Source organism: Streptomyces sediminimaris, assembly GCF_047049295.1.
Classification (GTDB): domain Bacteria; phylum Actinomycetota; class Actinomycetes; order Streptomycetales; family Streptomycetaceae; genus Streptomyces; species Streptomyces sediminimaris.
On sequence record NZ_JBJWOT010000001.1, the window covers coordinates 1776966 to 1803960 of the forward strand.

Consider the following 26995-nt stretch of genomic DNA (forward strand, 5'->3'; position numbering starts at 1 on the left):
GAGACATCGGATGTCTTGAGGACAGGGAGGCGGGACATGGCGGTCACCGACGAGGCGATCGAGAAGATCAAGGGGATGATCGTCTCCGGCGCGCTGCGCCCCGGTGACCGGCTGCCCAAGGAGAGCGAGCTGGCGGCCGAACTGGGGCTGTCCCGCAACTCCCTGCGGGAGGCCGTGCGCGCCCTGTCGCTGATCCGGATCCTGGACGTACGCCAGGGCGACGGCACGTACGTGACCAGCCTCGACCCGCAACTGCTGCTGGAGGCGCTGAGCTTCGTCGTCGACTTCCACCGCGACGACACGGTGCTGGAGTTCCTGGCGGTGCGGCGCATCCTGGAGCCGGCCGCCACCGCGATGGCCGCGTCACGTATCAGCGAGCAGCAACTGGACGCACTGTCCGCCCAGTTGGACAAGCTCGGCGACGCGCCGTCGGTGGAGGAGCTGGTCGCCTGCGACCTCGACTTCCACCGCGGCATCGTGCGGAGCTCCGGCAACTCCGTGCTCTGCTCGCTGCTGGACGGCCTGTCGGGGCCGACCACCCGGGCCCGTGTCTGGCGCGGTCTGACCCAGGAGGACGCCGTCAGCCGCACCCTGCACGAGCACCGGGCGATCCTCGCCGCGCTGCGCGACCGGGACGCGGAGGCGGCGCGGTCGTGGGCGACGGTGCACATCGCGAGCGTCGAGCAGTGGCTGCGCAGCACGCTGTGAGTTCCGCCCGGGCGGCCCGCGGCCGCGCGCGGGGGCCGCGGGGTGTTCCGGCCCGCCGAACAGGGCAGGGATCCGTTCACCCGCCCGTGCAAGGGGGCTGCGGAGGCCCCCGCCGCACGCCGTAAGGTTGGGTGGTCAAGCGAGGGCACGTCGGAAGGAGGCCTGGGTGATCGAGCTCGAGGGGGTTCCCGAGCTGATCGACCCGGTCATGGTGGCCGCGTTCGAAGGCTGGAACGATGCCGGCGACGCAGCCTCCGCCGCGGTCGCGCATCTGGACAGGGAGTGGAAGGGCGAGGTGTTCGCGGCGCTGGACGCCGAGGACTACTACGACTTCCAGGTGAACCGCCCCACGGTGTGGATGGACGGCGGCGTGCGCAAGATCACGTGGCCGACGACCCGCCTGTCGGTGGTCCGGGTCGGCGGCGAGAAGCCGCGCGACCTCGTACTCGTCCGTGGCATCGAACCGTCCATGCGCTGGCGCTCGTTCTGCAACGAGCTGCTTGGCTTCGCGCACGAACTCGGCGTGGAGCTGGTGGTCGTGCTGGGCGCCCTGCTCGGTGACACCCCGCACACACGTCCGGTCCCGATCAGCGGCACCACGTCGGACGCGGACCTGGCACGGCGCATGGACCTGGAGGAGACGAAGTACGAGGGGCCCACGGGCATCGTCGGCATCCTCCAGGAGGCCTGTACGCACGCGGGCGTGCCGGCGGTCTCGCTGTGGGCGGCCGTGCCGCACTACGTCTCGCAGCCGCCGAACCCGAAGGCGACGCTGGCCCTGCTCAACCGCCTGGAGGACCTGATCGACGTGCGCATCCCGCTGGGCGAGCTGCCCGAGGACGCGCGCGCCTGGCAGGTGGGCGTGGACCAGCTGGCCGCCGAGGACAGCGAGGTCGCCGAGTACGTGCAGACCCTGGAGGAGGCCCGGGACACCGCGGAGCTGCCGGAGGCGTCGGGCGAGGCGATCGCCCGCGAGTTCGAGCGGTACCTGCGGCGCCGTGACGGCTCGGGCCCGTCGGGCGGCGGGCACGCCACCGCCGACGGCAGCGACGGCCCGCCCTACCTGCGGGACAACCCCAGCGGCCGGACCAAGCCGCCGAAACCGCCGAAACCGGGGACGGACGACGACGAGTCCTCGGAGGAATGAGCCGGTGAAGGCCGGGTGAGGGCGGTGCGCCGAGGCGCACCGCCCTTCTCGTTGCCCGTACGGCCGCTCCGACGCGTCAGGACGACGGCGACTTCGGCCGGAATGAGACGTGACCGCTGTTTCCGGTCGGATTGCACACGTTGCCCAATTCAACTTGTTTCAAACCAAGTTGGCGAAAACAGCCTTTACGCGTCGGCGTGCGCGTGCTTGGTTGTGGAGCGACGGCGCACCCGCACGGACCGAACCGAAGGGAGCGGCACCGATGAGCGACCAGGTACAGCCGGCACAGGGTCCCGGGGCCGGCGGGCCCGGACCCGACGGAGCGGGATTCACCTATCGAGGAGCCGAGCAGGAGCTGATCGTCGTCGCGAGCGCCGAGGCCCGGCTGCGCGCCCGGACCGAGGGCGTCCGCTCCGCGGCCGGTGCCGACGTCTCGGCCCTCAACATGTTCCTCAGCGACGAACAGCTGCGGCTGCAGCCGCTCTTCGGCGGCGAGGAGCGGCTGGCGCAGGCCTCCGCCGCGCCGGGCGGACAGCCCGTGCCCGACCTCGCGCTGTTCTACCGGGTGCGGGGCGGGGAGAGCCGCGCCCAGGAGCTGCGGTCGCGGATCGCGGCACTGCCGGGGATCGACACGGCGTACGTGAAACCGGGCGCCGTTCCCGCCACGGTGGCCGGCGGCGAGCGCCGCCTGAAGGAAGGCGCCCCCGTCACACCGGACTTCAGCGGCCGGCAGGGCTATCTGCGTCCCGCCCCCGACGGGATCGACGCGCACTGGGCCTGGCACCGGCCCGGTGGTTCGGGCCAGGGGGTGACGGTCGTCGACGTCGAGGGCGCCTGGCAGCTCGGGCACGAGGACCTGACCGCCAAGCTGGCCGGCGTCGTGGTCGGCACCCCGCTGACCGACCTCGCCTGGCGCAACCACGGCACCGCCGTGATCGGCGTGATCGGCGGCGACCGCGACGACTACGGCGTGTGCGGCATCGTGCCCGAGGCGGCCACCGCCGCCGCGTCCTTCCAGGGCATCGGCACGGCCGCGGCGATCCACGCGGCGGCCGAGCGGCTCGGCCCCGGCGACCTCGTCCTGGTCGGACTCCACCGTCCGGGGCCGCGGCTGGAGTACGCCGAGCGCGACGACCAGCGCGGCTACGTCCCCCTCGAGTGGTGGCCGGACGACTTCGCCGCCGTCCGGCATGCCACCGCCCGGGGCGTCCTCGTCGTCGCGGCCGCCGGCAACGGCGGCGAGTCGCTGGACGACGCGGTCTACGAGCGCCGCCCCGACGAGTTCCCCGAGTGGTGGCGCAACCCGTTCAACCCCTCCAACCAGTCCTCCGGCGCGGTCCTGGTCGGCGCGGGCGCACCGCCGCCCGGCACCCACGGCCGTGACCACGGACCGGACCGGTCGAGGCTCGCGTTCTCCAACTACGGCGCCCGCGTGGACGCCCAGGGCTGGGGCCGCGAGGTCACGACCACCGGTGGCTTCTGGGACCGGCCCGGCGATCTGCAGGGCGGGCCCGAGGAGATCACCTGGTACACGGACACGTTCTCGGGGACGTCCTCCGCCTCCCCGGTCGTGGCCGGCGCGCTGGCCGCGCTGCAGGGCATGCTCAAGGCGGCCGGCCAGGCGCCGATGTCCCCGGAACGTGCCCGTGAGGTGCTGCGTGCGACGGGCTCGCCGCAGCAGGACGCGCCGGGCCGGCCCGCCTCCCAGCGGATCGGCGGCCGGCCCGACATCAAGGCGGCGGTGGGCCGTCTGCTGCCGCAGTCGGTCGGCTCGGGCCGGGCCGAGCGGTACTGGGACGAGCTGCTGCCGTATCCGCGCGAACTCCCGCCGAGGCTGCGGCTGTTCGTGGCCGGTGCCTGGCGCAACCTCAACCACCCGTCCCCCGAGATCCGCCAGGCGGTGCACTCCGCCTTCGCGGGGGGACGGCCCGACGTCCGAGTGTGGTTCTCGGACGACGAGATCGTCGGCCTGGTCGTCACCGGCTGACGTATCCCAACCATCAGGGAAGGTGACACCCGCATGAGCACCACCCCGCAGATGAGTCAACTGGGACAGCAGGGACAGCAGGGACAGCAGTTCCCGAGCACGGCGCCCTACCAGCAGCAGCCGTACCAGCAGCAGCCCTTCCAGCAGCAGCCCTTCGGCATGGGCCAGGGCGGGGGCCAGGGCATGGGCGCCGGCATGGGCATGGGCGGCTCGCTCGAGCAGCTGCAGCAGCTCGGGCAGCAGCAGCCCTACCAGCACCTGCTGCAGCAGCTCGGGCAGCAGCAGCAACCCGCCGGCCAGCAACAGCAGCACGACCAGCAGGCCCAGCAGCAGGAGCAGCAGGCCCAGCAGCAGATCCAGCAGCTCGCGCAGGCCGTGGTCCAGCAGGCCGTCCAGCAGGTCCAGGCGCTCGCGGCCGGCGTGGCCAGCGGCTTCGTCGACATCGTGCAGCCGCTCCCGGGGCAGCCGCAGCAGATCTTCCTGCGGATCAACAACCAGTTCCGGGTCCTGAACAACCCGACCCCGCACATCCACCAGCAGATCCAGGAGGCCTTCGCCTTCGGCCATCAGGTGATCGGCGTGTGGGACTCCGGCTCGCCGAACGTGCTGCGCAGCGTCCGCGTCCAGCGGGTCTGACAGCCGTCCGGGAACGGCACCGCGACGCGAGGGGCGCTTCCACCCGAGGGGAGGGAGCGCCCCTTCCGGTGCGCGAGGAGCGCTACAGGGCCACGCCCAGCAGGGCGTCCACGGCGCGCGAGACGACACCGGGGGCGCCGGTGTCGGTGCCGCCCTCGGCGTCCTGCCGCGCGACCCAGCGGTCGACCGCGGCGAGGGCGGCCGGTGCGTCGAGGTCGTCGGCGAGCGCCTCGCGCACCTGCTCGACCAGGGCATCGGCCGGCGGCCCGTCGGGCCGGGAGACGGCGGCGCGCCAGCGGCCCAGCCGGGCCACGGCGTCCGCGAGCACCCGGTCGGTCCACTCCCAGTCGGAGCGGTAGTGGTGGGCGAGCAACGCCAGCCTGATCGCGGCCGGGTCCACCCCGTCGCGCCGCAGCGCGGACACGAAGACCAGGTTGCCCTTGGACTTGGACATCTTCTCGCCGTCCAGGGCCACCATGCCGGCGTGCACGTACGCCTTGGCCATGGGGAACTCGCCGGTCAGCACCTGGGCGTGCGAGGCGCCCATCTCGTGGTGCGGGAAGGCGAGGTCGGAGCCGCCGCCCTGGACGTCGAAACCCATGCCGAGGTGGTCCAGGGCGATGGCGACGCACTCGATGTGCCAGCCGGGGCGGCCGGGGCCGAGCGAACCGCCGTCCCAGCTGGGCTCGCCGTCCCGGGCGGCCATCCACAGCATCGGGTCGAGCGGGTTCTTCTTGCCCGGGCGGTCCGGGTCGCCGCCGCGCTCGGCGGACAGCAGCCGCATGGCGGCCGCGTCGAGGTGGGAGACCTTGCCGAAGTTCGGGTCGGACTCGACGGAGAAGTACAGGTCGCCCTCGAGTTCGTAGGCGGCGCCCGCGTCCCGCAGCCGCTCGACGAGCGGCACGATGGCGGGTATCGCCTCGACCGCGCCTATGTAGTGCTGCGGGGGCAGCATCCGCAGGGCGGTCATGTCCTCGCGGAACAGGGCCGTCTCCTGCTCGGCGAGGGCGATCCAGTCGACGCCGTCGCGCTGCGCCCGCTCCAGCAGCGGATCGTCGACGTCGGTGACGTTCTGGACGTAGTGGACCTGCCGCTTGGTGTCGAGCCACACGCGCTGAACGAGGTCGAACGCGTTGTAGGTCGCCGCGTGACCGATATGGGTCGCGTCGTACGGCGTGATGCCGCAGACGTAGATACGGGCGACGGGACCGGGGTCGAGGCGGACCGGACCGCCGGTCGCGGTGTCGTGGATCCTCAGGTCGCGGCCCTGACCGGGTAGGGCGGGGACCTCGGAAGCAGGCCAGGCATGCATGTCATGAGCCTAACCGGACGGAAGCTCCGTATACGAACCGGACCGGTCCGGATGGCCGGTACGGCGCTCTTGCGCCGGACCGGCCGGTGTGCCCCTACACGGGCGGCCACGGGATGGCCGGCCACTCACCGCTGGGCTCGGGGTGCCTGCCGGACTCCAGCAGTACGGCGACCCGCGCGCGCGTGGCGTCCAGTTCGGCCGCGGTGATCAGCCCCGACAGCCGCGCGGCCAGCGCTCCCCGGTCGCCCAGCGACTCCTGCAGGGCCTTGAGGACGTCGACCGCCTCGGGGGCCAGCGGCTCGCCCGCCCACCCCCACAGCAGGGTCCTGAGCTTGTTCTCGGTGTTGAACGTCACCCCGTGGTCGATCGCGTACAGCCGGCCGTCGGCCGTGGGCAGCAGATGGCCGCCCTTGCGGTCGGCGTTGTTGATCACCGCGTCGAGCACGGCGAGCCGGCGCAGCCGCTCGTCGTCGGCGTGCACCAGCAGCGCCGTGCGTCCCTCGCCCACCTCGGCGAGGCCGATCGCCTTCCAGCCCGGCTCGGGCTCCTCGCCGTCCACCAGGGCGAGGAGCTCCGACTCGGGGGCCGCCTCGACCCACAGCTGGACCATGCCCTCGCCGTAGGGCCCCTCGCGCAGCACGGTCGGCGGGACGATGCCCCACCCGGTCGCCTCGGAGACCTCGTAGGCGGCCACCTCGCGTTGGGCGAGGGTGCCGTCGGGGAAGTCCCACAGGGGCCGCTCGCCGGCGACGGGCTTGTACACGCAGGCCGCCTCCCTGCCCTCGTGGGAGACCGTGCAGTACAGAGCGGCGTTGGAGGCCTCGCGGATGCGGCCGCGGACGGTGAGCTCACCGTCGGCGAGCAGGTCGACGCCGGTCACGCTCCGCGGCGGTATCCGTTCTGGCGCGGACATACGTGTCCTTCCGGGTCGAGCGGGAGGCTGCACAGCGGGCACGGCGGCCGCCCGGCGTTGACGACGTCGAGGGCGCGCTTGGCGAAGGCCCTCGCCTGCGCGCCGGTCAGCCGGACCCGCAGCATCGGGGGTCCGTTCTCCTCGTCCTGGAGCAGGCGCTCCTCGGCCTCGGCGAGGTCCTCCTCGGAGTCGGCGTCGAGCTCCACGAGGGCCTGCGCCTCGACGATCATGCGCTGTTCCTCGCCGTCCCAGGCGAGGGCCATGGTGCCGACCCGGAACTCCTCCTCCACGGGGGTGTCCAGCGGATCGGTGTCGGTGACCTCGGCGGAGGCCACGGCCGGGACGGCGGCGCTGCCGCCGCTGCGGCGCAGGACCTCGTCGAGCAGTTCGTCCATGCGCTCGGCGAGGGCGGCGACCTGGGTCTTCTCCAGGGCCACGCTGGTCACACGGGGGCCCGCGGTGGCCTGGAGGAAGAACGTACGGCGTCCGGGCAGCCCGACCGTACCGGCCACGAAGCGGTCCGGCGGGTCGTAGAGGAACACCTGACGGGACACGTCCTGTCTCCTGGATTCATGGATCGGCATCGGACCGGGTGACCGCACGGACCGCGGGTGCGGAGGGGTGCGGCGCTACTGCGACCGCTTCACCCTACTGCGCCCGACGATCACGGTGCGCCCGCATCGCCCCCGACCGGGGCGTCGTCGGCCGGGGGTTCCTCGCGCGGCACCAGGGAGGTCAGGTCACCGGTGTCGCCGAGGCGGACGAGGAACGGCCGCAGCCGGGTGTAACGGATCGCGGTGATGGAACACGGTTCAACGGAAATCCGCTGGAAGAGGTCGAGATGAAGTCCGAGTGCGTCCGCCACGAGCGACTTGATGATGTCACCGTGCGAACACATGACGTAGACCGCGTCGGCGCCGTGGTCGCGCTCCACCCGCGCGTTCCACTCGCGTACGGCTTCGGCGGCGCGGGTCTGCATCGCGCGCATCGACTCGCCGCCCGGGAAGGCGACGGCGGACGGGTGCGCCTGTACGACCCGCATCAGCGGCTCGTCCCCCAGCTCGGCGAGCTTGCGGCCGGTCCAGTCGCCGTAGTGCGCCTCCCCGATCCGCTCCTCGGTGTGGCCGGTGAGCCCGGGCCGGGCCGCGAGGAGCGGCCGGACGGTCTCCTGGCAGCGCTGCAGGGGGCTGCTGACCACCTCGGAGATCGGCAGCTCGGCGAGCCGCCCGGGCAGCGCGGCGGCCTGGGCGGCCCCGCGGTCGTCGAGGGCGACACCGGGCGTCCAGCCCGCGAGCACTCCCTCGGTGTTGGCGGTGGAACGTCCGTGCCGGACCAGGATCAGCGTGGGCATGCGGCCAAGGGTAGGCGCACTCCCGGGTGCGTCCACGGGCGGACGGCGGGAGAATGCGCTCCGTGATCGTCGACTGCGCCATCTACCGCGACGGGCGTCGCACGGAGGGACCCGAGGACGTCTCCGACGCCCTCGCCCTGTGCCGCCGCGGGCTCGACGCCTTCGTCTGGATCGGCCTGTACGAGCCGACCGGGAAGGAGTTCGACCGGGTCACGCGGGAGTTCGGGCTGCACCCGCTGGCCGTGGAGGACGCCCTGAAGGCCCATCAGCGGCCCAAGCTCGAGGTGTACGACGACTCGCTGTTCGTGGTCCTCAAGCCGGTCGGGTACGAGGCCAGGAGCGACATCGTGACCGCCGGCGAGGTCATGGTCTTCCTCGGCGACTCGTTCGTGGTGACCGTCCGCCACGGCGAGGAGTCGCCCCTCGCGGAGGTGCGGCACCGGCTGGAGGAGGAGCCCGACATGCTCCGGCACGGCCCCACCGCGGTGCTGTACGCGATCGCCGACGCCGTCGTCGACCACTACGTGGAGGTGGCGGACGAACTCGGCACCGACCTGGAGGAGCTGGAGGCGGAGGTGTTCTCGCCGACCGCCGGCGGCTCCCGCAACACGGCGTCCCGGATCTACGCCTTCAAACGGCAGGTGCTGGAGTTCCGCCGGGCCACGAACCCGCTGGCCCAGCCGCTGACCCGGCTCGCGGGCGACGGGCCGCTCGGCGGGAAGGTGCCCTTCGTGCACGAGCAGGCCCGGCCGTTCTTCCGGGACGTGAGCGACCACCTCACCCGGGTGAACGAGGCGGTGGAGGGCCTGGACCGGCTGGTGTCGGACGTGCTGTCCGCGCATCTGGCGCAGATGAGCGTCCAGCAGAACGACGACATGCGGAAGATCTCCGCGTGGGCGGCCATGGCCGCGGTCCCCACCATGATCGCGGGGATCTACGGCATGAACTTCGACCACATGCCGGAGCTGCACTGGACGGTGTCGTACCCGGCGGTGATCGTGCTGATGGCCGTCCTGGAGGTGCTGCTGTACCGGCTGCTGAAGCGCCGGGGCTGGCTGTGAGCCGCGGCCGGCACGAGCCCGTCGCGGACCGTCACGGGCCGCCGCGGGGGTGCCGCGGGGACGTCAGGCGAACTCGGGCGCGGTCGTCGCGGGTCCGCCGAGCGCGTCGCGCCGGTCCGGCATCCGCAGGCTGACCATCCGGCGCCAGCCCGCGGCGCGCTCGTAGACGTAGACGGCCCGGATGCCCGCGGCCAGCAGCGCCGACCTGGCCGCCGACCAGCCGAGGACGCGGCCCATGTGCTCCATGACGGCCAGGCTCACGTCGCGGTAGACGCGGATCTCGGCGAGCGCGCACTCCCGCAGCGTCCGCTGGATCACCCGGCCGTGCCCGGCGTGCGCGAGGCGGAGCAACTCCTCGTGGCAGTAGGCCAGGTGGTTGTCCTCGTCGTTGGAGATCATCTTCACCGCCCGGCCGATGTCGGGGTGGTCGGCGAAGTGCCTGCGCAGCAGTGCCATCTGCTCGGAGGCGCGCTGCTCGGTGACCCGGCTGTGGGCGAGATAGGTGACGATGTCGGGCACGGTGAGCGGTTCCTCGCCCTTGAGCTTGTCGTGGGCCAGCCCGATGCCGTGCCTCTCCAGCAGCATCGTGTAGTCGGTCTCGGGCGGCACCGGGACGGGTTCCAGTCCCCGCTTCCTGATCAGGGCGTTGAAGATCCGCCCGTGCTTGTCCTCGTCGGCGCCGTGGCGGGCGATCCTGGGGGCCAGCCGGTGCTGGCTCTCCGGTACGAGCGCGGCGATGCGGGCGTTCTCCCAGCCGCCCTGGGACTCCCCGCTGGCCGCGATCGAGCAGAACAGGGCAAAGGACTCGTCGTCGTCGAGGATCTCCTGGAACAGGCTCTTCGCCGAAAGCATCGTGGGCACCTCTCTGCAGGCCTCGCGAATTGCGCCGGATCCGCGAAGACCGAGTCAAATGCGGCTCGAGAGGTGCTGCAACAGCTGTGTCGGACAACTCCGCCAAAAGGAGGACCGGCGGAAGCCCCGGGTGCGTAACTCCCGGGGGCGGGGCGCGTTGTTCACAGTGACGGCCGTGGCGGGGAAGACCCCCGAGCCCCCACCACGGCCGCGGAAACCTCACCGGCGGAGTGCCCCGCCGGCCTCCCGGCCCTCACGCCAGTCCGGCGCGCTCCAGGGCTTCGGTGCCGGCGCGGAGCGACGCGAGCCGCTCCTCGAGCGTGAAGCCCGCCGGGTTGAGGCTCAGGGTGGTGACGCCGGCCGCGGCGTACTCCTTCATCCGGTCGGCGATGCGGTCCACGGAGCCGAGCAGCGTGGTCCGGTCGATCAGGTCGTGCGGGACGGCGGCCGCGGCGCCCTGCTTGTCACCCGACAGGTACTTCTCCTGGACCTCGGCGGCCGCGGCCTCGAAGCCCATGCGCTGGGCGAGCTGGTTGTAGAAGTTCTGCTTGCCGCTGCCCATGCCGCCGACGTACAGCGCCGTGTAGGGGCGGAAGGCGTCGGCGAGGGCGGGCACGTCCTTGTCCTCGCCGAGGGCCAGCGGCAGGGTCGGGCAGACGTCGAACCCCTCGAGGGTCTTGCCCGCCTTCTCGCGTCCCGCGCGCAGGTACTTGATCGTGGTCTCCTCCAGGTGGCCGGCGGAGGGGAAGATCAGCAGGGCGCCCTCGGCGATCTCGCCGGTCTGCTCGAGGTTCTTCGGGCCGATCGCGGCGATGTAGAGCGGGATGTGCTCACGCTGCGGGTGCACGGTCAGCTTGATCGGCTTGCCCGGGCCGCCGGGCAGCGGCAGCGTCCAGTGCTCGCCCTCGTACGTCAGCCGCTCCCGGGTCATCGCCTTGCGCACGATCTCCACGTACTCGCGCGTGCGTGCCAGCGGCTTGTCGAACTTGACGCCGTACCAGCCCTCGGAGACCTGCGGTCCGGAGACGCCGAGGCCGAGGCGGAAGCGTCCGCCGGAGAGCGAGTCCAGCGTGGCCGCCGTCATCGCCGTCATCGCGGGCTGCCGGGCCGGGATCTGGAAGATGGCCGAGCCGACGTCGATGCGCTCGGTCTGGGCGGCGACCCAGCTGAGCACGGTGGCCGCGTCCGACCCGTAGGCCTCCGCGGCCCAGCACACGGCGTACCCGAGCCGGTCCGCCTCCTTGGCGACCGCGAGGTTGTCCGCGTCCATTCCGGCACCCCAGTAGCCGAGGTTGATCCCGAGCTGCATGCCGCTTCCCCTTACCGATCAGTAACGTGCCTGTTCGGCAGACCCTAGCGTGTGGAAACTGGTTGTCCACAGGCCCCCACACCGTAGGTTCAGGCCAGTAATCTCGGCGTTCATGGAGCAGAGGCATCTCGGCCGTACCGGTCTTCGCGTGTCCCGCATCGGGCTCGGCACCCTCACCTGGGGCAGGAGCACCGACGAGCACGACGCCGCGGACCTCCTGAAGGCGTTCTGGGAAGCGGGCGGGAACCTCGTCGACACGGCGGACGTGTACGGCGACGGGGAGGCCGAGTACCTGCTCGGGCGCCTCATGGAGGGCCTGGTCCCGCGCCGGGACCTGGTGATCTCGACGAAGGCCGGCAGCGTGCCGGACCCGGACCGCCGCGTCGACGGCTCGCGCGGCCACCTGCTCTCCGCTCTGGACGCCTCGCTCACCCGCCTCGGCACCGACCACGTCGACGTCTGGCACATCCACGCCTTCGACCCCCGCACCCCGCTCGACGAGACGCTCCACGCCCTGGACCTGGCGGTCAGCAGCGGCCGCGCCCGCTACGCCGGTGTCTCCAACTTCTGCGGCTGGCAGCTCGCGAAGGCGGCGACCTGGCAGCTCGCGGTTCCCGGTGGCCGTACCCGGCTGGCGAGCTCGCAGATGGAGTACTCGCTGCTCCAGCGCGGCGTGGAGCGCGAGGTGCTGCCGGCCGCGCTGGACCTCGGCATCGGCCTGCTGCCGTCCTCGCCGCTGGGCCGCGGGGTCCTGACGGGCAAGTACCGGGGTGAGTCCGCGCCCCCCGACTCGCGCGGTGCCTCGGAGCAACTGGCGCCCTTCGTGGCGCCGTACCTCGACGACACCGCGAGCCGCATCGTGGACGCCGTGCGGACCGCGGCGGACGGGCTCGCGGTGACGCCCCTCCAGGTCGCCCTCGCCTGGATCCGCGACCGGCCCGGCGTGACCGCCCCCGTCATCGGACCGCGCAACGCGCAGCAGCTCACGGCGGCGTTGTCAGTGGAGGCCCTTAGTCTTCCTGACGAGATCTGCCGGGCTCTCGACGACGTGTCGGCGCCCGTGCACCGCTATCCCGATCACGACTGGAGCACGCTGTGAGCACGGAGCCCGAGACCACGGAGGACGCCGAGCCGGGGACGCCGGGCGCGGCAGCGGAGGGCGGGGCGCGGGAGGCGGCGGCCACCGACGAGCCGGCGACCGGGGGCGGGGGCCCGTCCGGGGGCGAGGACCCGTCCGGGGGCGACGGCGAGGGCACGGCGACCGGGACCTCCGGGGGCGACGGCGAGGGCACGACGACCGGCACCTCCGGGGGCAACAGCGAAACCACCACGACCGGCACCTCCGAGGGCAACAGCGAAACCACCACGACCGGCACCTCCGAGGGCAACAGCGAAACCACCACGACCGGCACCTCCGGGGGCGACGGCGACGGCAGCACGACCGGCACCTCCGCAGACGACGGCCAAGGCACCCCGACCGGCACGCCCGCAGACAACGACGAAGGCACCGCGACCGGCACCTCCGAGGCCGAGGCCGAGTTGGCGGCGCAGCGGATCGAGCGGGAGCGGATCGAGCGGCGGAAGGCCGGGAAGGCGGGGCGCATCGACAGCGGTGCGAAGCTCAGCGGCCAGGCCGCCGACCTGCTCGCCGCGGTGCGGGCCGTGGAGAGCGGCCAGAAGCCCACGGCCACCGTGTTCGACGACCCCGAGCCCGCTCCCCGCCGTCCCGCGCCGGAGTCGGTGCAGCGGCCGCAGCCCACGCCGGCGGCCGCACCGGCCGCCGCTCCCGCGCCGGAGGCGGTCGACGCGGTGGGACGCGTCCTGGCCGACGGCGGCGCTCCGCAGGCCCTCGCGCCGCAGGTCGCCGCCGCCCTCGGCGAGGGCGCGGACGAGCGGCTGCGGGCCGATCCCTGGCTCCTGCTGCGGGTCGGCGGCGTGCGGCCCGAGCAGGCCGACGGTTTCGCACGGGCCCTGCTCGGCGCGGACTGCGGACCGGACGACGCGCGGCGGGGCCGGGCGCTGACGGGGTGGCTGCTGGAGCAGGCGGCCCTCGCCGGGCACACGGCGCTGGAGCTGCCCGCGCTCAGCGCGGCGCTGGCCCAACGGGGCGTCACCGACGCCGAGACGGCCGTGACCGGCGCCGCCGCGGAGGGCGAGGCCCTGGTCTTCCAGGACGCCCTCGACCCGGTCGCCCCGGAGCCGGAGCCGAGCGAGGACGGCGAGGAGGCCGGGGAGCGTCCGGTCCGGGTGCTGATCGGCCTGGAGCGGTACGCCCTCGCGGAGGAGAGCCTCGCCGACGGTCTCGCCCGGCTGGTCAACTCGGTGCCCAAGCAGGACGGTGCGGCCGAGGACTGGGAACGGGCCGCCGCCGCGGCACCGGGCTCCGGCGCGGAACTCGTCCGCGCGGTCGCCGGCCACGGCCTGGTGCTGCACACCGGCGGCGAGGCGTCACTGGCCGAACCCGCGGCCCTTCTGCGGGCGGCGACCGGCCTCGGGCTGCGCGCCTGGGCGGCGGCGCACACCCCCGGTGGCCGCGACCGGTTCGCGGCGCTGTGGGCCGGGCGGGGGGAGGAGGACCCCGGGCCGGGCGCCGCCCCCGTCACCACCGTCGGCGGTCTGCTCTCCGGCGCCGAGGGCCCCGGCCGGGACGCCGACGGCGCGCTGGGCCTCGACCTCCTCGTCGTGCTCGACGCGCCCCGGCTGGACGTCGAGTCGGGGGCGCTGCTGACCGAGTCGCTCCCGGACGGCGCCCGGCTGGTGCTGGCCGGTGACCCGGCGGTGCTGTGGTCCGCCGGGCCCGGGCGGGTGTTCGCCGACCTGCTGGAGGCGCGGATCTGCCCCCGGATCGCCTCCCGGCGGCCCGATCCGGGCCCCTTGGGCGAACTGGTCTCCGGCATCGGTGCCGGCGAACTCCAGCAGGTCGAGGCGCCCGGCAAGGAGATCGTGATCGTCCCCGTGCGGGACGCGGGCGAGGCCGTGCACCGGACGGTGCAGCTCGTCGCCGACTCGGTGCCGCGGGCCATCGGCGTGCCGCCCGAGCAGACCGTGGTGATCACGCCGGGCCACGGCGGCGCTGCGGGCACCCGGGCGCTCAACGCGGCGCTGAAGGAACGCCTCAACCCCGGCCCCGGCCGCTTCGGCGGCTTCGACCCGGGCGACCGGATCGCCTACTCCCCCGCGCCGGGCCGTACGGTGCCGGGCACCGTCGTGAAGGCCGACGCCGACGGGCTGCACCTGTCGTGCGCGGGCGCCCCCGTGGTCGTGCCGAAGGAGCGGGTGGAGCAGTCCGTGCGGCACGGGTGGGCGCTGACCGCGCACCAGGCGGTGGGCGACCGGTGGCCCGCGGCGGTCGTGGTGCTGCCCGGGGACGCGGCGCAGGCCCTGAGCCGCCCCTGGGTGTACACGGCGTTCGGCAGGGCGGAGCGCCACCTGTCCGTGGTGCACGGCGTGGAACAGGCGCTCGCCCGGGCCGTGTCCGAGGTCGCGGCCAGGCCGCGCACCACCCGCCTGCCGCTCCTGCTGGCGCCACAGGTGCCGGTCTCCGGCTGACCCCCCGCCGCGACGACGACGGCGGCGGCCCGGGAACACCCCCCGGGCCGCCGCCGTCCGGCCGTGCTGCAGGTGTGCGGCGCCGCGCGGCGTCAGCGATCCGCGTCCAGCGGCTCCAGGTCCTCCTCGCCGTCCAGGTCCGGATCGAGGTCGTCCTCGAGATCCTCGTCGTCCGCGTCCTCGAGTGAGACGTCGTCGAGATCGTCGTCGAAGACCGCGCTGACGTCGAAGCGGCAGACCACCCGCTGCGGGTCGATCTGCTCGAACGGCGCCTCCAGCCACTCGCCGGGCTCGGCCGGTTCGTCGGTGGCCGTCACCCAGAGCGTGGAGTCGCCCTCCTCCAGCCCGAACTCCTTGTGCCGCGAGGCGATCTCGTCCGGTTCGAACTCCCCGAACAGGATGCCCAGCGCGCCGTGCACGGTCGTCGACGCCTCGGCGCCGGCGCCCCGGGAGTCGTCGGAGTCCGCCGCCTCCACCCTCTGTGCCTGCGCAAGCAGCCGCTGCGGCTCCACCACCGCGTAGTCGCGGCGAATGAGCACACTCAGCGCGTTCGGCTCCTCGGGCCCCTTGTACGGCGGCAGCGCGTCCTCCGCGCCGGGGATCTCGAAGGGCGTGACCTCGTCGTAGCGGTCGTAGAGCAGCTCGTCGTACGTCTCGGCGGCCGCGGCGAGCTCGTTGAACGCCTCGTAGACGGCCGGGTCGTCCTCCCCGGACCTGCGTTCGACCGCGGCCAGGTGGCGGTCGAGCGCGGTCTTGACCGCCTCGGCGGCGGCTCGTACCTCGGCAGCGGTGGGCTGCGCAGCATCAGACATAGTGCAGACGCTATCCGTACCGGGCCCCAGCCCGCACAATAGATGCGATGCCGGAATACGAATTTGTCGACGTGTACGTGCCGCGCGGGGTCTCCCGCAAGGACGCCACACGCCTGCTGACGGACCATGCGGAGTACGGACACTGGGAGTTGGACCGTCTGAGCCTGCTGCGCGACGGCAGCCGCAGGGTGCGGTTGCGCCGGCGGATCATCCGCCAGGTGCGCGCCACGTGGTGAGCTGAGGCCAGGACGCGACGACGGAGGACGACGGAAACGGAGCGGGCCCCGCCAGCACGGGGCCCGCTCCGTTCCGCGCACCGTGGGGGAAGTTCGCGGTGCTTTCCTCCGGTTCGCCCGGACTTCTACGGGCTCGCGCCGGCTTCTACGGGCTTGCGCCGGTTTACGCCGAGGCGCGCGCCTTGCGGTACATGACCGCACCGGCCAGCAGCGCACCCGCGCCCACCGGGAGGACGACGCCGATCGGCAGGTCGCTGCCCGTGTGCGCGAGCTGTGCGGCGCCCTCGGCCTGGGCCACGGTCTGGGTGCCCGGGTGGTTGGACTGCGCGGAGCCGCCCGGCGTGGAGCCGCCGGTGTGGGGCGGGGTGCTCGGGGTGCCGGGGTGCGAGGGAGTGCCGGGGTGCCCGGGGTGACCCGGCGTGCCCGGGTGCCCTGGGGTGCCGGGGTTGCCGGGGTGACCCGGGTGGCCGGGGCTGCCCGGGTTGCCGGGCGGCGTCTGGCCCCCACCGCCGGGAGGCGTCCCGTGCCCGGCCGAGCCGCCGTTGGCGCAGTCGTCGTCCTTGGCGGCGTTGCCGACGCCGACGACGTTCACGCTGTTCCCGCAGACGTTCACCGGCACGTCGATCGGCACCTCGACATGGTTGCCGGAGCCGACACCGGGTGAGTCACTCGCGTGCCCGCCCGCGTGGGAACCGCCGTGCGACCCGGAGGAAGCGCTGCCGCCGCTGCCGTTGGCACAGGAGTTGCCCATGGCCGGGTTGAGGATACCGACGACGTCGACCGTGTTGCCGCAGACATTCACCGGCACGTGCACGGGGGCCTGCACGGTGTTGCCGGACAGGATGCCCGGCGAGTTGGAACTGGAGCCGCTCGCCCCCGAGTCGGCGTGGGCGTAGCCGCCCGCCGCGGCGAGCACGCCGGTCGCGGCCGCCACGGTCATCAAGCCCTTGCGAGTGACCTGTCGCATTGCTGAATTCACCCTGCCTTCGATCCTGACCTGGAATCTCGCGCGTCCCGCGAAATCGTTCGAAGAAATCGACAACAACAACGGCCGACCGGCCCCGAAGCACATGGCGAACGCTCCGGAGCCGACGGCGTGAACGATCCTCAGCGGACCGACGTCACTTGTTGGTGCAGGTGTTGCCGAAGGCGGGGTTCAGCAGCCCGATCACGGAGACCGTGTTGCCGCAGACGTTCACCGGGACGTGCACCGGGACCTGAACGACGTTGCCGGACGCGATGCCCGGGGAGTGCACCGCAGCACCCTGAGCACCGGAGTCGGCGACGGCCAGGCCCGCACCCGCGAGAACCAGACCACCAGTGGCAGCCGCAGCAGCGACGACCTTCTTGAGCATTACTTCCTCCTTGTTGGCAAAAGCGATCCCGTGTTGCTGATCGCATTACCTGTAACGAGGAGGGAGTGATGGAGCTACGAGCTGATCGTCGCATTCACTCTTCCCGGTCCGGCTCCGTACGCGCTGCCGATTACGAAGGTCACGACGTCTGGATGAACCGTACGAAGATCACGGCACGTGGACGGCCCGTACGAAGATCACGGCACGTGGACGGCCCGTACGAAGATCACGACGCGTCGATGAACCGGTCGAGCACGCGCACGCCGAACCGCAGGCCGTCGACCGGCACCCGCTCGTCGACCCCGTGGAACATGCCCGCGAAGTCGAGCTCCGGGGGCAGCTTGAGCGGCGCGAAGCCGAAGCCGCGGATGCCCAGGTCGTCGAAGGACTTGGCGTCCGTGCCGCCGGAGAGCATGTACGGGATCGCCTTGGCGGCCGGGTCCTCGGCCACGAGCGCGGACTGCATGGCCTCCACCAGCGCCCCGTCGAAGGTCGTCTCGACGGCCTTGTCGGCGTGCACGTCCTCGCGCCTGACCCGGGGCCCGAGGACCTTGTCGAGGTCGGTCAGGAACTCCTCCTCGAAGCCCGGCAGGAAACGCCCGTCCACGTGGGCCGTGGCCTCGCCCGGGATCACGTTGACCTTGTAGCCCGCGCCGAGCTGCGTGGGGTTGGCGGTGTTGCTCAGGGTCGCGCCGATGAGCTTGGCGATGCCGCCGAGCCGGGCCAGCGTGGACTCCATGTCCTCCGGGTCCAGTTCGGTGCCGAGCGCGTCGCCGAGCTCGTCGAGGAAGGCCCGGGTCGTCTTGGTGACCCGGACCGGGAACCTGTGCCGGCCCAGGCGTGCGACCGCCTCCGACAGCTCGGTGATCGCGTTGTCCCGGTGGATCATCGACCCGTGCCCGGCGGTGCCGGCCACCGTCAGCTTCATCCAGTGCATGCCCTTCTCGGCCGTCTGGATCAGATAGAGCCGGCGCTGCTCGCTGACCGTGAAGGAGAAGCCGCCCACCTCGCTGATCCCCTCGCTGACGCCCTCGAAGAGGCCGGGGTGCCGGTCGACCAGGTGCCGGGCGCCGTAGGTGCCGCCGGCCTCCTCGTCGGCGAGGAAGGCGAGGACGATGTCACGCGGGGGCCTGCGGCCGCCGCGCATCCGGTCGCGCACGACCGCCAGGGTCATGGCGTCCATGTCCTTCATGTCCACGGCGCCGCGCCCCCACACGCACCCGTCGGCGACCTCGCCGGAGAAGGGGTGGTGGGTCCAGTCGGCGGCGTCGGCCGGGACGACGTCGAGGTGACCGTGGATGAGCAGCGCGGGCCGCGAGGGGTCCTCGCCCTCGATACGGGCCACCGTGGACGCCCGGCCCGGGTGCGACTCGAAGATCTTCGGTTCCAGGCCCACCTCGGCGAGCTTCCCGGCCACGTACTCGGCCGCCTCGCGCTCACCCGGACCCGAGTGGTCGCCGTAGTTGCTGGTGTCGATCTGGATCAGCTCGCGGCAGAGGTCCACGACCTCGTCCTCGCCGGAGACGCCCTTGGCCGTGTCCGTCTCGCTCACGCTGCTTCCTCCCGCTGTCACTGCTGGTGGTTCCCCTCATCCTCCCCCTCCGCCCGCCCGCTCCCCAAGGGCGGACCCCGCCCGCCGCGCGCCGTTCCCGCCGGACAGGGGGTGACCAGGGACCCCGCGGGAGCCTGGTAGTGTTTCTCTCGTCGCCGCGGGCACGCCCCGCGAGCGGCGGACACCTTGTCCGGGTGGCGGAATGGCAGACGCGCTAGCTTGAGGTGCTAGTGCCCTTTATCGGGCGTGGGGGTTCAAGTCCCCCCTCGGACACACGGGAAAGTGAGGCCGTGACCCCTCGGGGTCGCGGCCTCACGCGTTGTGTGGGGCATCTCTCCCTGGCCGGAAGACCGCCAGGTCAGCGCCCCGGAGCCCGTCCTTCCGCGCCCGCGGGCGGCCCGCTCGAGTGGCCGTTCCCGGGGACCGAACCTAGCGTCGTACTAAAATTTCCGGCTTGTTACGGAGCCGGAGCCGGACAACCCCAGGCAGACCTGCGGGCCCGCCGGCGCCACGGAGGCTTCCGGGATCGAGACGCGAGGACCGATGGCAGCCATACACGGGAGCAGTGCTCTCGGCCTGCTCGACGAAGAGCTCAGCGCTGAGATCCACCAGGAGATCCACCAGGAGATCCATCAAGAGATCGACCAGGAGATCGACCGGCGGTTCGGTGACATCGCCCGGTTCTCCGGAGGTCAGGCGGCCTCCCCGCGCACGCTCGTCGACATCTTCGACGCCTCCGTCCGCTCCTTCCCGGACGAGCTCGCCCTCGACGACGGCACGACGCGGCTCACCTACCGCGCGCTGGCCGCCGAGGTGGAGGGCCTGCGCGGGCGGCTCGCCGCGGCCGGGGTCGGGCTCGGCGACCGGGTGGGCGTGCGGGTCCCCTCCGGCACCAGCGACCTCTACGTGGCCGTCCTGGCGGTCCTCGCCGCGGGCGCGGCCTACGTCCCCGTCGACGCCGAGGACCCGGACGAGCGGGCCGAGCTGGTGTTCGGCGAGGCCGGGGTGCGGGCCGTGGTCGGCGCCGGGCACGAGCTGACCGTCACCGGGCGCGCCGAGGCGCCCGCCGCACGGCCCGGCACCGGGCACGACGCGTGGATCATCTTCACCTCCGGCTCCACCGGGAAGCCCAAGGGCGTCGCCGTCAGCCACCGCGGCGCCGCCGCGTTCGTGGACGCCGAGGCCGCGCTGTTCCTCACCGACGACCCGATCGGTCCCGGTGACCGGATCATGGCCGGGCTGTCCGTCGCCTTCGACGCCTCCTGCGAGGAGATGTGGCTGGCGTGGCGGTACGGCGCCTGTCTGGTCCCCGTGCCCCGCTCGCAGGTGCGCAGCGGGGCCGACCTCGGACCCTGGCTGGTCGAGCAGGAGATCACCGTGGTGTCCACGGTCCCGACGCTCGCCGCGCTCTGGGAGCCCGAGGCCCTCGACGACGTACGCCTGCTGATCTTCGGCGGCGAGGCCTGCCCGCCCGAGCTGGTGCGGCGGCTGGTGACCGAGGGCCGCGAGGTGTGGAACACGTACGGGCCGACCGAGGCGACCGTCGTGGCCTGCGCCTCGCTGTTGTCGGGCGCGGAGCCGGTGCGGATCGGGCTGCCGCTGGACGGCTACGAGCTGGCCGTCGTCGACGAGGCCGGGGAGCCGGTGCCGATGGGCGGCAGCGGGCAGCTGGTGATCGGCGGCGTCGGCCTCGCCCGGTACCTCGACGCCGAGAAGGACGCGGAGAAGTACGCGCCGCTGAAGTCGCTGGGCTGGGAGCGGGCGTACCGCAGCGGTGACCTGGTCAGGGCCGAGCCGGAGGGACTGGTCTTCCTCGGGCGGGCCGACGAGCAGATCAAGCTCGGCGGGCGCCGGATCGAGCTCGGCGAGGTGGACGCCGCGCTCCAGGCGCTGCCCGGCGTCGCGGGCGCCGCGGCCGCCGTGCGCACCGCCCGCGGCGGCAACCAGCTTCTGGTCGGCTACGTCGTCACCCAGGACGGCTGGGACCACGCGGCCGCCGTGCAGCGGCTGCGTGCCGAACTGCCCGCCGCGCTCGTCCCGTTGCTGGCCCCGGTGGCGGACCTGCCCACCCGGACCAGCGGCAAGGTGGACCGCGACGCACTGCCCTGGCCGCTGGCGGGCCTGGAGTCCGGCGGGCCCGCCGAGCGGCTGCACGGCACCGAGGCGTGGCTGGCCGAGCAGTGGACGGACGTCCTCGGCATCCCCGTCACCAGTGCCCGCGACGACTTCTTCGCGATCGGCGGCAGCAGCCTGGCCGCCGCCCGGCTGACCACGAAGCTGCGCACCCGCTACCCCGGCGCGGCCGTCCTCGACATCTACCAGCAGCCCACGCTGCGCAAGCTGGCCCGCCGGCTCGAGGCGTCGGTGACCGACGACGGTGCCCGGCGGACCGTGGCCCCGGTGCCGGTCCGGGCCCGGGTGATCCAGCTCCTGCTGCTGGTGCCGCTGTTCACCCTGCTCGGGCTGCGCTGGACGATCGCGCTGGCCGTGCTCGGGAACCTGCTGCCGGCCTGCGCGTGGCTGCCGACGGCTCCCTGGTGGCTGCCGGCGGCCGGCGCCCTCGTGCTGTTCACCCCGCCCGGGCGGCTCGCGATCGCCGCGGGCGGCGCCCGGCTGCTGCTGCGCGGCGTGCGGCCCGGCCGGTATCCGCGCGGTGGCGGGGTGCACCTGCGGCTGTGGACCGCCGAGCGGCTGGCCGAGTTCAGCGGGGCGACCTCGCTGACCGGCTCCTGGCTGGAGCGGTACGCGCGGGCGCTGGGCGCCAAGGTCGGCCAGGACGTCGACCTGCACTCCCTGCCGCCGGTCACCGGCCTGCTGAAACTGGGCCGGGGCGCGGCGGTGGAGTCCGAGGTCGACCTGTCCGGGTACTGGCTGGACGGCGACCGCCTGGAGATCGGCACGGTCAGGGTCGGCGCGCACGCCACCGTCGGCACCCGCAGCGTGCTCTTCCCGGGCGCCCGTGTGGGCAAGCGCGCCGAGGTGGCGCCGGGTTCCGCGGTCACCGGGCGGATCCCGACCGGCCAGCGCTGGGCCGGCGCGCCCGCGGTCAAGCTCGGCAAGGCCAAGCGCGACTGGCCCAAGGAGCGCCCGCGGCGGGGCACGTACTGGCGCGTGATGTACGGCCTGACGGGCCTCGCGCTCTCCGCCCTGCCGCTGCCGGCGGGCGGGGCCGCGTTCCTCGTGGCGTGGGCGTTCGTCGACCCGGCCGCGCCGCTGCCGGGCGTCGCGCTCGCCCTCGTCCCGGCGACGCTGGCCTTCGGCGCGGCGTACGCGCTGCTGATCCTGGTCTGCGTACGGCTGCTGGGCCTGGGGCTGCGCGAGGGCACGTATCCGACGCACAGCCGGACCGGCTGGCAGGCCTGGACGGTCACGCAGCTGATGGACCGCTCCCGGGAGACGCTGTTCCCGCTGTACGCCGGGCTGGTCACCCCGGTCTGGCTGCGGCTGCTCGGGATGCGGGTCGGGCGCGGCGCCGAGGTGTCCACGGTGCTCGCGCTGCCGAGTCTGACGACGGTCGGCGAGGGCGCGTTCCTGGCCGACGACACGCTGACCGCGCCGTACGAGCTCGGTCGTGGCTGGATGCGGATCGGGCGGGCGGAGATCGGGCGGCGGGCGTTCCTCGGCAACTCCGGGATGACGGCGCCGGGCCGGAGCGTGCCGGACGGCGGTCTGGTGGGGGTGCTGTCGGCGACGCCGAAGAAGGCGAAGAAGGGCAGCTCCTATCTGGGCCTGCCGCCGGTGCGGCTGCCGCGCAGCGCCGGGTCGGGCGACAGCAGCCGGACCTACGACCCGCCGGCCCGGCTGCTGTGGGCGCGCGGTCTGGTGGAGCTGCTGCGGATCGTGCCGGTGCTGTGCTCGGCGGCGCTCGCCGTCGCCACGGTGGCGCTGCTGTGCCTGCTCGGGCCGTGGGCCGCGCCGCTGTCCGGGCTGGTGCTGCTGGCGGCCGGCGGTGCGGCGGCGGTCGTCTCGGTCCTCGCGAAGTGGCTGCTCGTGGGGCGGCACCGCACCGGTGAGCACCCGCTGTGGAGCGGCTTCGTGTGGCGCAACGAGCTGGCGGACACCTTCGTCGAGGTGGTGGCCGTGCCGTGGCTCGCGGCCCTGGTGCCGGGGACGCCGCTGATGACGGGCTGGCTGCGCGGGCTGGGCGCCCGGATCGGCAGGGGGGTGTGGGTGGAGAGCTACTGGCTGCCCGAGGCCGATCTGGTGACCCTGGAGGACGCGGCGACCGTCAACCGCGGCTGCGTCCTGCAGACCCACCTCTTCCACGACCGGATCTTGCGGACGGATACTGTGGTTCTCCGTGAGGGCGCCACGCTGGGCCCGGGCGGGATCGTGCTGCCCGGCAGCGCGGTCGGGGCCCGCACCACCCTGGGCCCGGCGTCGCTCGTGATGGCGGCGGAGTCCGTCCCGGACGACACCCGCTGGCTGGGCAACCCGATCGAGGCATGGCGTCCCTGAGCGCGGGTCACTCGGAGCGGGCCCGGGCGCCCCGGAGGCGGGGACGCCGCGTGCGGGGCACCGGTGAGGGCGAGTGGCAGTACGGCGCAGGGAGCAGAAGCGGCAGTGGCAGTTCAGCAGCAGACGGGTTCGGACCCGTACTTCCCGGACCACGGTGACGTCCGGTACCGGGTGCACCGCTACGAGCTCACGCTGGACTACCGCCCGGGTCCGAACCGGCTGGCCGGGTCCGCCCGCATCAACGCCATAGCGGGCCGCTCGCCGCTGTCCGAGTTCTTCCTCAACCTCTCGGCCGGCCTCAAGGTCGGCCGGGTCCGGGTCGACGGGCGGCAGCCGCACTACACGCACCGCGGCGGCAGGCTGCGGGTCCGCCCCGCCAAGCCCGTGCGGGCCGGTGCCGCTTTCACCGTCGAGGTGCAGTGGTCCGGCAACCCGCAGCCGGTGAACAGCCCCTGGGGCGGGCTCGGCTGGGAGGAGCTGGAGGACGGGGCTCTGGTGGCGAGCCAGCCGGTCGGGGCGCCGTCCTGGTACCCGTGCAACGACCGGCCGGCGGACAAGGCCGCGTACCAGATCTCGATCACCACGCCGTCGGCGTACGCGGTGGTGGCGGGCGGCCGGCTGCTGACCCGTACGACGCGGGCGTCCACGACGACCTGGGTGTACGAGCAGCCGGCGCCGACGCCGAGCTACCTGGTGGGGCTCGCGATCGGCAAGTACCAGACCGTGCTGCTGGGCGATCCGGGGCCGGGTGGGGTGCCGCAGCACGGGCACATCCCGGCGCATCTGCTGCCGCAGTTCTCCCGGGACTTCGCGCGGCAGCCGCAGATGATGGAGCTGTTCCAGGAGCTCTTCGGGCCCTATCCGTTCGGCGAGTACGCCGTGGTGGTGACCGAGGAGGAGCTCGACGTCCCCGTGGAGGCACAGGGGTTGTCGCTGTTCGGCGCCAACCACGTGGACGGGGCGCGGGGTTCGGAGCGGCTGGTGGCGCACGAGCTGGCGCACCAGTGGTTCGGCAACAGCGTGTCCATCGCGGACTGGCGGCAGATCTGGCTGAACGAGGGGTTCGCCAAGTACGCCGAGTGGCTGTGGTCGGAGCGCTCCGGCGGCCGCGGCGCGCAGCAGCTCGCCGCCGTCGCGCACCGGTCGCTGTCCGCGCGGCCGCAGGACCTGCGGCTGGCCGACCCGGGCCGCAAGTCGATGTTCGACGACCGGCTCTACGAGCGCGGCGGCCTGGCCGTGCACGCGGTGCGCTGCGCGATGGGCGACGACGCGTTCTTCCGCATGCTGCGCGGCTGGGCGGCGCAGCACCGGGACGGGTCCGTGACGACCAGGACGTTCACGGCCCACGTCAACCGGTTCGCGGACGAGCCGCTCGACGCCCTCTTCGATGCCTGGGTGCACGGCACGGAGCTGCCGCCGCTGCCCGCACGGCTCCCGGCACGGCCTGCGCACCCGCCGACCAACGCCGAACCGGCATAGGCAGCGCGGGCCGTCCGGGCCCGCGCGCGGGCACCTCGGCCCCGCCGGGGGGTGACAGGGCTGTGACGGGCCGGAGTCCGGGCGGGGCGCCTGCCCGGGTGCGGGCGGCGGCTTCGGGGCGGCGCGGGCCGTCCCTGCCGGACGGCCGCCCGGCGGTACGCACGTGCGTCGTGTCCGTCGTGCGGCCGTGTGGGTGCCGCCCGCCGGACCGGCACTCCCGCGGCCGCTCACCGGGGCGGCGCTCCGGCCGTGACGGCCGCGGACCGCGGCGGACCGCGGCGGACGGCTTCGAGCAGAATGGAGGCCATGTCCCGACGTACCTCGCGATCCCGGCGGCAGCACGGCTCCGCCCCGGTCCAGAGCCCCTCCTGCCCGTGCGGCCTCGCCGAGACGTACGAGAGGTGCTGCGGCCGGCTGCACCGGGGTGAGGCCGCGGCGCCGACGGCCGAGGCGCTGATGCGCTCGCGCTACAGCGCGTTCGTGCGGGGCGACCAGCCGTACCTGCTGCGGACCTGGCACCCGCGCACCCGCCCCGCGCGGCTGGAGCCCGACCCGGGGATCCGCTGGACCGGCCTGGAGATCCTGCGGACCACCGGCGGCTCCGCCTTCCACACGACGGGCACCGTGACCTTCCGGGCGTCCTTCCGGGGCGGTTCGCTGCACGAGTGCAGCCGGTTCGAGCGCGTGGACGGGGCGTGGGTGTACGTCGACGGGGAGTTCCCCGGCTGAAACCGGCCGAGTGGGCCGGACGGGCCGGATGGACCGGACGGACCGCGCGGGTCGCCAGGCCACCAGGTCGCCAGGCCACCGCACCACCGCACCACCGCACCACCGGGCCACCGCACCACCGGGCCACCGGGCCACCGGGCCACCGGGAGGGTGCCGCTAGGGCGCCAGGATGTCCAGTTCCTGCAGCGCCCCGACCGTGATCTCCCGGGTCAGCTGCTCCGCGCGGGCCGTGTCGCCCGCACGGACCGCCTCGGCGAGCTGGACGTGCAGGGTGACGGCGGCCGGGTCGGGGTCGTCGAACATGACCTCGTGGTGGGTGCGGCCCGCAAGGACCTCGGCGACGACGTCACCGAGCCGGGCGAACATCTCGTTGCCCGACGCCGTCAGGATCACCCGGTGGAAGGCCACGTCGTGGACGAGGTACTCCTCCAGCTTGTGTCCGCGCGAGTTGGCGACCATGCCGAGCGCGCACTCGGTGAGCTCGGCGCACTGCTCGGCGGACGCGTGCCGGGCGGCCAGGGCGGCCGCGGCCGGCTCGATCGCCGAGCGCAGGACGGTCAGCGAGCGCAGCTGGTGGGGGCGGTCGGCGCCGGCCAGCCGCCAGCGGATGACCTGGGGGTCGTAGACGTTCCACTCGGCCTTGGGGCGGACGGTCACGCCCACGCGCCGGCGCGACTCGACCAGGTGCATGGACTCCAGCACCCGCACCGCCTCCCGCATCACGGAGCGTGACACGTCGAAACGTTGGGCCAGCTCGTCCGTACGCAGCACGCTGCCCGGCGGGTACTCGCCCGCGGTGATCGCGGGGCCGAGGCAGTCCAGTACATGGCCGTGCAGCCCCCGGCCCGGTGTGGTCATGCACTCAGCGTACGGGGCAGATCACAAGAAGAAAAAGTCAGACTTATTTGTCACAGGCTCTTGTATTCGTCGTACCTAATCGGTTTCAGTGTGCGTCGACACCCGGTCGGCATCAGGTGTCGAAGAGGACAGCAGACAGTGAGGCAGCGATGAGCACCCCCCATGTCGTCGTGGTGATGGGCGTCGCAGGCACCGGGAAGACCACCATCGGTCCCCTCCTTGCGGCCAGGCTCGGCGTCCCGTACGCCGAGGGCGACGACTTCCACCCGGAGGCCAACATCCGCAAGATGTCGGCCGGCATCCCGCTCGGCGACGAGGACCGGTGGCCGTGGCTCGACGCCATCGGCGCCTGGGCGCACGGACGGGCCGGGCTCGGCGGAGTGGTCAGCAGCTCGGCGCTGAAGCGGTCGTACCGCGACCGGCTCCGCGCCGCCGCCCCCGGTGTCGTCTTCGTGCACCTGACGGGCGACCGCGCCCTCATCGAGGAGCGGATGTCGCACCGGCAGGGCCACTTCATGCCGACGGCGCTGCTCGACTCCCAGTTCGCCACGCTCGAACCGCTCCAGCCGGACGAGGCGGGCGTCGCGGTCAGTGTCGCCGGGAGCCCCGAACAGATCACCGAACGGGCCGTGAAGGCGCTGGAAGAAGCCCTCCCCCACCCGGCCCCGTAACACCCCTCTCCCCCGTCCCC

Annotated in this window: 23 protein-coding genes and 1 tRNA gene; 13 read left to right on the forward strand and 11 right to left on the reverse strand. The window is 73.5% G+C overall.

Going from position 1 to position 26995, the window contains the following annotated elements; all coding sequences use genetic code 11:
* Positions 1–36: 36 nt before the first annotated feature.
* From ACJ9NR_RS08275 to ACJ9NR_RS08290, 4 genes are all read left to right on the forward strand, one after another.
* Positions 37–708, forward strand: coding sequence for a FadR/GntR family transcriptional regulator (locus tag ACJ9NR_RS08275; protein ID WP_412488957.1), 672 nt, complete (start codon positions 37–39; stop codon positions 706–708).
* Between the two features lie 166 nt (positions 709–874).
* A complete protein-coding gene (locus ACJ9NR_RS08280; RefSeq protein WP_412488956.1) occupies positions 875–1855 on the forward strand; it encodes a PAC2 family protein in 981 nt (326 codons plus the stop codon).
* 262 nt (positions 1856–2117) lie between these two features.
* Complete coding sequence (locus ACJ9NR_RS08285; RefSeq protein WP_412488955.1) at positions 2118–3842, forward strand: S8 family peptidase; 1725 nt, start codon at positions 2118–2120, stop codon at positions 3840–3842.
* Positions 3843–3875: 33 nt separating this feature from the next.
* Entirely contained in the window at positions 3876–4478 is a 603-nt protein-coding gene (locus tag ACJ9NR_RS08290; protein WP_412488954.1) for a hypothetical protein, read from the forward strand.
* An 82-nt stretch (positions 4479–4560) separates the two neighbouring features.
* Here ACJ9NR_RS08290 and mshC read toward each other — a convergent pair whose 3' ends face one another.
* From mshC to ACJ9NR_RS08310, 4 genes are all read right to left on the reverse strand, one after another.
* On the reverse strand, positions 4561–5790 hold the full coding sequence (gene mshC / locus ACJ9NR_RS08295) for a cysteine--1-D-myo-inosityl 2-amino-2-deoxy-alpha-D-glucopyranoside ligase (protein ID WP_412488953.1): 1230 nt from the start codon (positions 5788–5790) through the stop codon (positions 4561–4563).
* A 94-nt stretch (positions 5791–5884) separates the two neighbouring features.
* Entirely contained in the window at positions 5885–6703 is an 819-nt protein-coding gene (locus tag ACJ9NR_RS08300; RefSeq protein WP_412488952.1) for an SCO1664 family protein, read from the reverse strand.
* Positions 6667–7257: a DUF3090 domain-containing protein gene (locus ACJ9NR_RS08305; RefSeq protein ID WP_412488951.1), complete on the reverse strand. Its 591-nt coding sequence runs from the start codon at positions 7255–7257 to the stop codon at positions 6667–6669. The genes ACJ9NR_RS08300 and ACJ9NR_RS08305 overlap by 37 nt, the downstream gene beginning before the upstream one ends.
* Before the next feature lie 110 nt (positions 7258–7367).
* Positions 7368–8054, reverse strand: a complete 687-nt coding sequence (locus ACJ9NR_RS08310) for a histidine phosphatase family protein (protein ID WP_412488950.1) — start codon at positions 8052–8054, stop codon at positions 7368–7370.
* 62 nt (positions 8055–8116) lie between these two features.
* Here ACJ9NR_RS08310 and corA point away from each other — a divergent pair, with 62 nt between their 5' ends.
* Positions 8117–9115: a magnesium/cobalt transporter CorA gene (gene corA / locus ACJ9NR_RS08315; protein WP_412488949.1), complete on the forward strand. Its 999-nt coding sequence runs from the start codon at positions 8117–8119 to the stop codon at positions 9113–9115.
* 63 nt (positions 9116–9178) lie between these two features.
* Here corA and ACJ9NR_RS08320 read toward each other — a convergent pair whose 3' ends face one another.
* The gene (locus tag ACJ9NR_RS08320) at positions 9179–9967 is read right to left on the reverse strand and encodes a ferritin-like domain-containing protein (RefSeq protein ID WP_412488948.1); all 789 of its coding nucleotides are present in this window, start codon (positions 9965–9967) and stop codon (positions 9179–9181) included.
* Between the two features lie 253 nt (positions 9968–10220).
* Positions 10221–11276: an LLM class F420-dependent oxidoreductase gene (locus tag ACJ9NR_RS08325; RefSeq protein ID WP_412488947.1), complete on the reverse strand. Its 1056-nt coding sequence runs from the start codon at positions 11274–11276 to the stop codon at positions 10221–10223.
* 112 nt (positions 11277–11388) lie between these two features.
* Between ACJ9NR_RS08325 and ACJ9NR_RS08330 the strand changes: the two genes are divergently transcribed.
* Both ACJ9NR_RS08330 and ACJ9NR_RS08335 read left to right on the forward strand, forming a co-directional pair.
* Entirely contained in the window at positions 11389–12375 is a 987-nt protein-coding gene (locus ACJ9NR_RS08330; protein ID WP_412488946.1) for an aldo/keto reductase, read from the forward strand.
* Positions 12372–14825: a helix-hairpin-helix domain-containing protein gene (locus ACJ9NR_RS08335; RefSeq protein ID WP_412488945.1), complete on the forward strand. Its 2454-nt coding sequence runs from the start codon at positions 12372–12374 to the stop codon at positions 14823–14825. Before ACJ9NR_RS08330 ends, ACJ9NR_RS08335 begins: the two co-directional genes overlap by 4 nt.
* Positions 14826–14917: 92 nt before the next feature.
* On the opposite strand, the gene ACJ9NR_RS08340 is transcribed toward ACJ9NR_RS08335, so the two are convergent.
* Positions 14918–15637 (reverse strand): hypothetical protein, encoded by a 720-nt coding sequence (locus ACJ9NR_RS08340; RefSeq protein WP_412488944.1) that lies wholly within the window; start codon positions 15635–15637, stop codon positions 14918–14920.
* A gap of 47 nt (positions 15638–15684) precedes the next feature.
* Between ACJ9NR_RS08340 and ACJ9NR_RS08345 the strand changes: the two genes are divergently transcribed.
* The gene (locus ACJ9NR_RS08345; protein ID WP_005485166.1) at positions 15685–15873 is read left to right on the forward strand and encodes a DUF5703 family protein; all 189 of its coding nucleotides are present in this window, start codon (positions 15685–15687) and stop codon (positions 15871–15873) included.
* A 163-nt stretch (positions 15874–16036) separates the two neighbouring features.
* On the opposite strand, the gene ACJ9NR_RS08350 is transcribed toward ACJ9NR_RS08345, so the two are convergent.
* The 3 genes from ACJ9NR_RS08350 to ACJ9NR_RS08360 all read right to left on the reverse strand — a co-directional run bounded on the left by ACJ9NR_RS08350 (position 16037) and on the right by ACJ9NR_RS08360 (position 18780).
* A complete protein-coding gene (locus ACJ9NR_RS08350) occupies positions 16037–16840 on the reverse strand; it encodes a chaplin (protein WP_412488943.1) in 804 nt (267 codons plus the stop codon).
* Between the two features lie 154 nt (positions 16841–16994).
* Positions 16995–17228 (reverse strand): chaplin ChpH, encoded by a 234-nt coding sequence (chpH, locus tag ACJ9NR_RS08355; RefSeq protein ID WP_412488942.1) that lies wholly within the window; start codon positions 17226–17228, stop codon positions 16995–16997.
* Between the two features lie 226 nt (positions 17229–17454).
* Positions 17455–18780, reverse strand: coding sequence for a M20/M25/M40 family metallo-hydrolase (locus ACJ9NR_RS08360; protein WP_412488941.1), 1326 nt, complete (start codon positions 18778–18780; stop codon positions 17455–17457).
* A 188-nt stretch (positions 18781–18968) separates the two neighbouring features.
* On the opposite strand from ACJ9NR_RS08360, the gene ACJ9NR_RS08365 reads away from it, so the two are divergent.
* The 4 genes from ACJ9NR_RS08365 to ACJ9NR_RS08380 all read left to right on the forward strand — a co-directional run bounded on the left by ACJ9NR_RS08365 (position 18969) and on the right by ACJ9NR_RS08380 (position 25446).
* Positions 18969–19053: transfer RNA gene (locus ACJ9NR_RS08365), tRNA-Leu, on the forward strand.
* Between the two features lie 270 nt (positions 19054–19323).
* Positions 19324–23238: a Pls/PosA family non-ribosomal peptide synthetase gene (locus tag ACJ9NR_RS08370; RefSeq protein WP_412488940.1), complete on the forward strand. Its 3915-nt coding sequence runs from the start codon at positions 19324–19326 to the stop codon at positions 23236–23238.
* 105 nt (positions 23239–23343) lie between these two features.
* A complete protein-coding gene (locus ACJ9NR_RS08375; RefSeq protein WP_412488939.1) occupies positions 23344–24717 on the forward strand; it encodes a M1 family metallopeptidase in 1374 nt (457 codons plus the stop codon).
* A gap of 306 nt (positions 24718–25023) precedes the next feature.
* Positions 25024–25446, forward strand: a complete 423-nt coding sequence (locus ACJ9NR_RS08380; RefSeq protein ID WP_412488938.1) for a YchJ family protein — start codon at positions 25024–25026, stop codon at positions 25444–25446.
* Positions 25447–25602: 156 nt separating this feature from the next.
* Here ACJ9NR_RS08380 and ACJ9NR_RS08385 read toward each other — a convergent pair whose 3' ends face one another.
* A complete protein-coding gene (locus tag ACJ9NR_RS08385) occupies positions 25603–26304 on the reverse strand; it encodes a FadR/GntR family transcriptional regulator (protein WP_412488937.1) in 702 nt (233 codons plus the stop codon).
* Positions 26305–26453: 149 nt separating this feature from the next.
* Here ACJ9NR_RS08385 and ACJ9NR_RS08390 point away from each other — a divergent pair, with 149 nt between their 5' ends.
* Positions 26454–26975, forward strand: coding sequence for a gluconokinase (locus tag ACJ9NR_RS08390; RefSeq protein WP_412488936.1), 522 nt, complete (start codon positions 26454–26456; stop codon positions 26973–26975).
* Positions 26976–26995 lie beyond the last annotated feature (20 nt).

What these genes read in the sequence shown, in the direction of transcription:
- ACJ9NR_RS08275 (WP_412488957.1), top strand. Translation starts at nt 37, where the DNA reads ATGGCGGTCACCGACGAGGCGATCGAGAAGATCAAGGGGATGATCGTC.
- ACJ9NR_RS08285 (WP_412488955.1), top strand. Translation starts at nt 2,118, where the DNA reads ATGAGCGACCAGGTACAGCCGGCACAGGGTCCCGGGGCCGGCGGGCCC.
- ACJ9NR_RS08290 (WP_412488954.1), top strand. Translation starts at nt 3,876, where the DNA reads ATGAGCACCACCCCGCAGATGAGTCAACTGGGACAGCAGGGACAGCAG.
- mshC (WP_412488953.1), bottom strand. Translation starts at nt 5,790, where the DNA reads ATGCATGCCTGGCCTGCTTCCGAGGTCCCCGCCCTACCCGGTCAGGGC.
- ACJ9NR_RS08300 (WP_412488952.1), bottom strand. Translation starts at nt 6,703, where the DNA reads ATGTCCGCGCCAGAACGGATACCGCCGCGGAGCGTGACCGGCGTCGAC.
- ACJ9NR_RS08310 (WP_412488950.1), bottom strand. Translation starts at nt 8,054, where the DNA reads ATGCCCACGCTGATCCTGGTCCGGCACGGACGTTCCACCGCCAACACC.
- ACJ9NR_RS08320 (WP_412488948.1), bottom strand. Translation starts at nt 9,967, where the DNA reads ATGCTTTCGGCGAAGAGCCTGTTCCAGGAGATCCTCGACGACGACGAG.
- ACJ9NR_RS08325 (WP_412488947.1), bottom strand. Translation starts at nt 11,276, where the DNA reads ATGCAGCTCGGGATCAACCTCGGCTACTGGGGTGCCGGAATGGACGCG.
- ACJ9NR_RS08330 (WP_412488946.1), top strand. Translation starts at nt 11,389, where the DNA reads ATGGAGCAGAGGCATCTCGGCCGTACCGGTCTTCGCGTGTCCCGCATC.
- ACJ9NR_RS08340 (WP_412488944.1), bottom strand. Translation starts at nt 15,637, where the DNA reads ATGTCTGATGCTGCGCAGCCCACCGCTGCCGAGGTACGAGCCGCCGCC.
- ACJ9NR_RS08345 (WP_005485166.1), top strand. Translation starts at nt 15,685, where the DNA reads ATGCCGGAATACGAATTTGTCGACGTGTACGTGCCGCGCGGGGTCTCC.
- ACJ9NR_RS08350 (WP_412488943.1), bottom strand. Translation starts at nt 16,840, where the DNA reads ATGCGACAGGTCACTCGCAAGGGCTTGATGACCGTGGCGGCCGCGACC.
- chpH (WP_412488942.1), bottom strand. Translation starts at nt 17,228, where the DNA reads ATGCTCAAGAAGGTCGTCGCTGCTGCGGCTGCCACTGGTGGTCTGGTT.
- ACJ9NR_RS08370 (WP_412488940.1), top strand. Translation starts at nt 19,324, where the DNA reads ATGGCAGCCATACACGGGAGCAGTGCTCTCGGCCTGCTCGACGAAGAG.
- ACJ9NR_RS08380 (WP_412488938.1), top strand. Translation starts at nt 25,024, where the DNA reads ATGTCCCGACGTACCTCGCGATCCCGGCGGCAGCACGGCTCCGCCCCG.
- ACJ9NR_RS08385 (WP_412488937.1), bottom strand. Translation starts at nt 26,304, where the DNA reads ATGACCACACCGGGCCGGGGGCTGCACGGCCATGTACTGGACTGCCTC.
- ACJ9NR_RS08390 (WP_412488936.1), top strand. Translation starts at nt 26,454, where the DNA reads ATGAGCACCCCCCATGTCGTCGTGGTGATGGGCGTCGCAGGCACCGGG.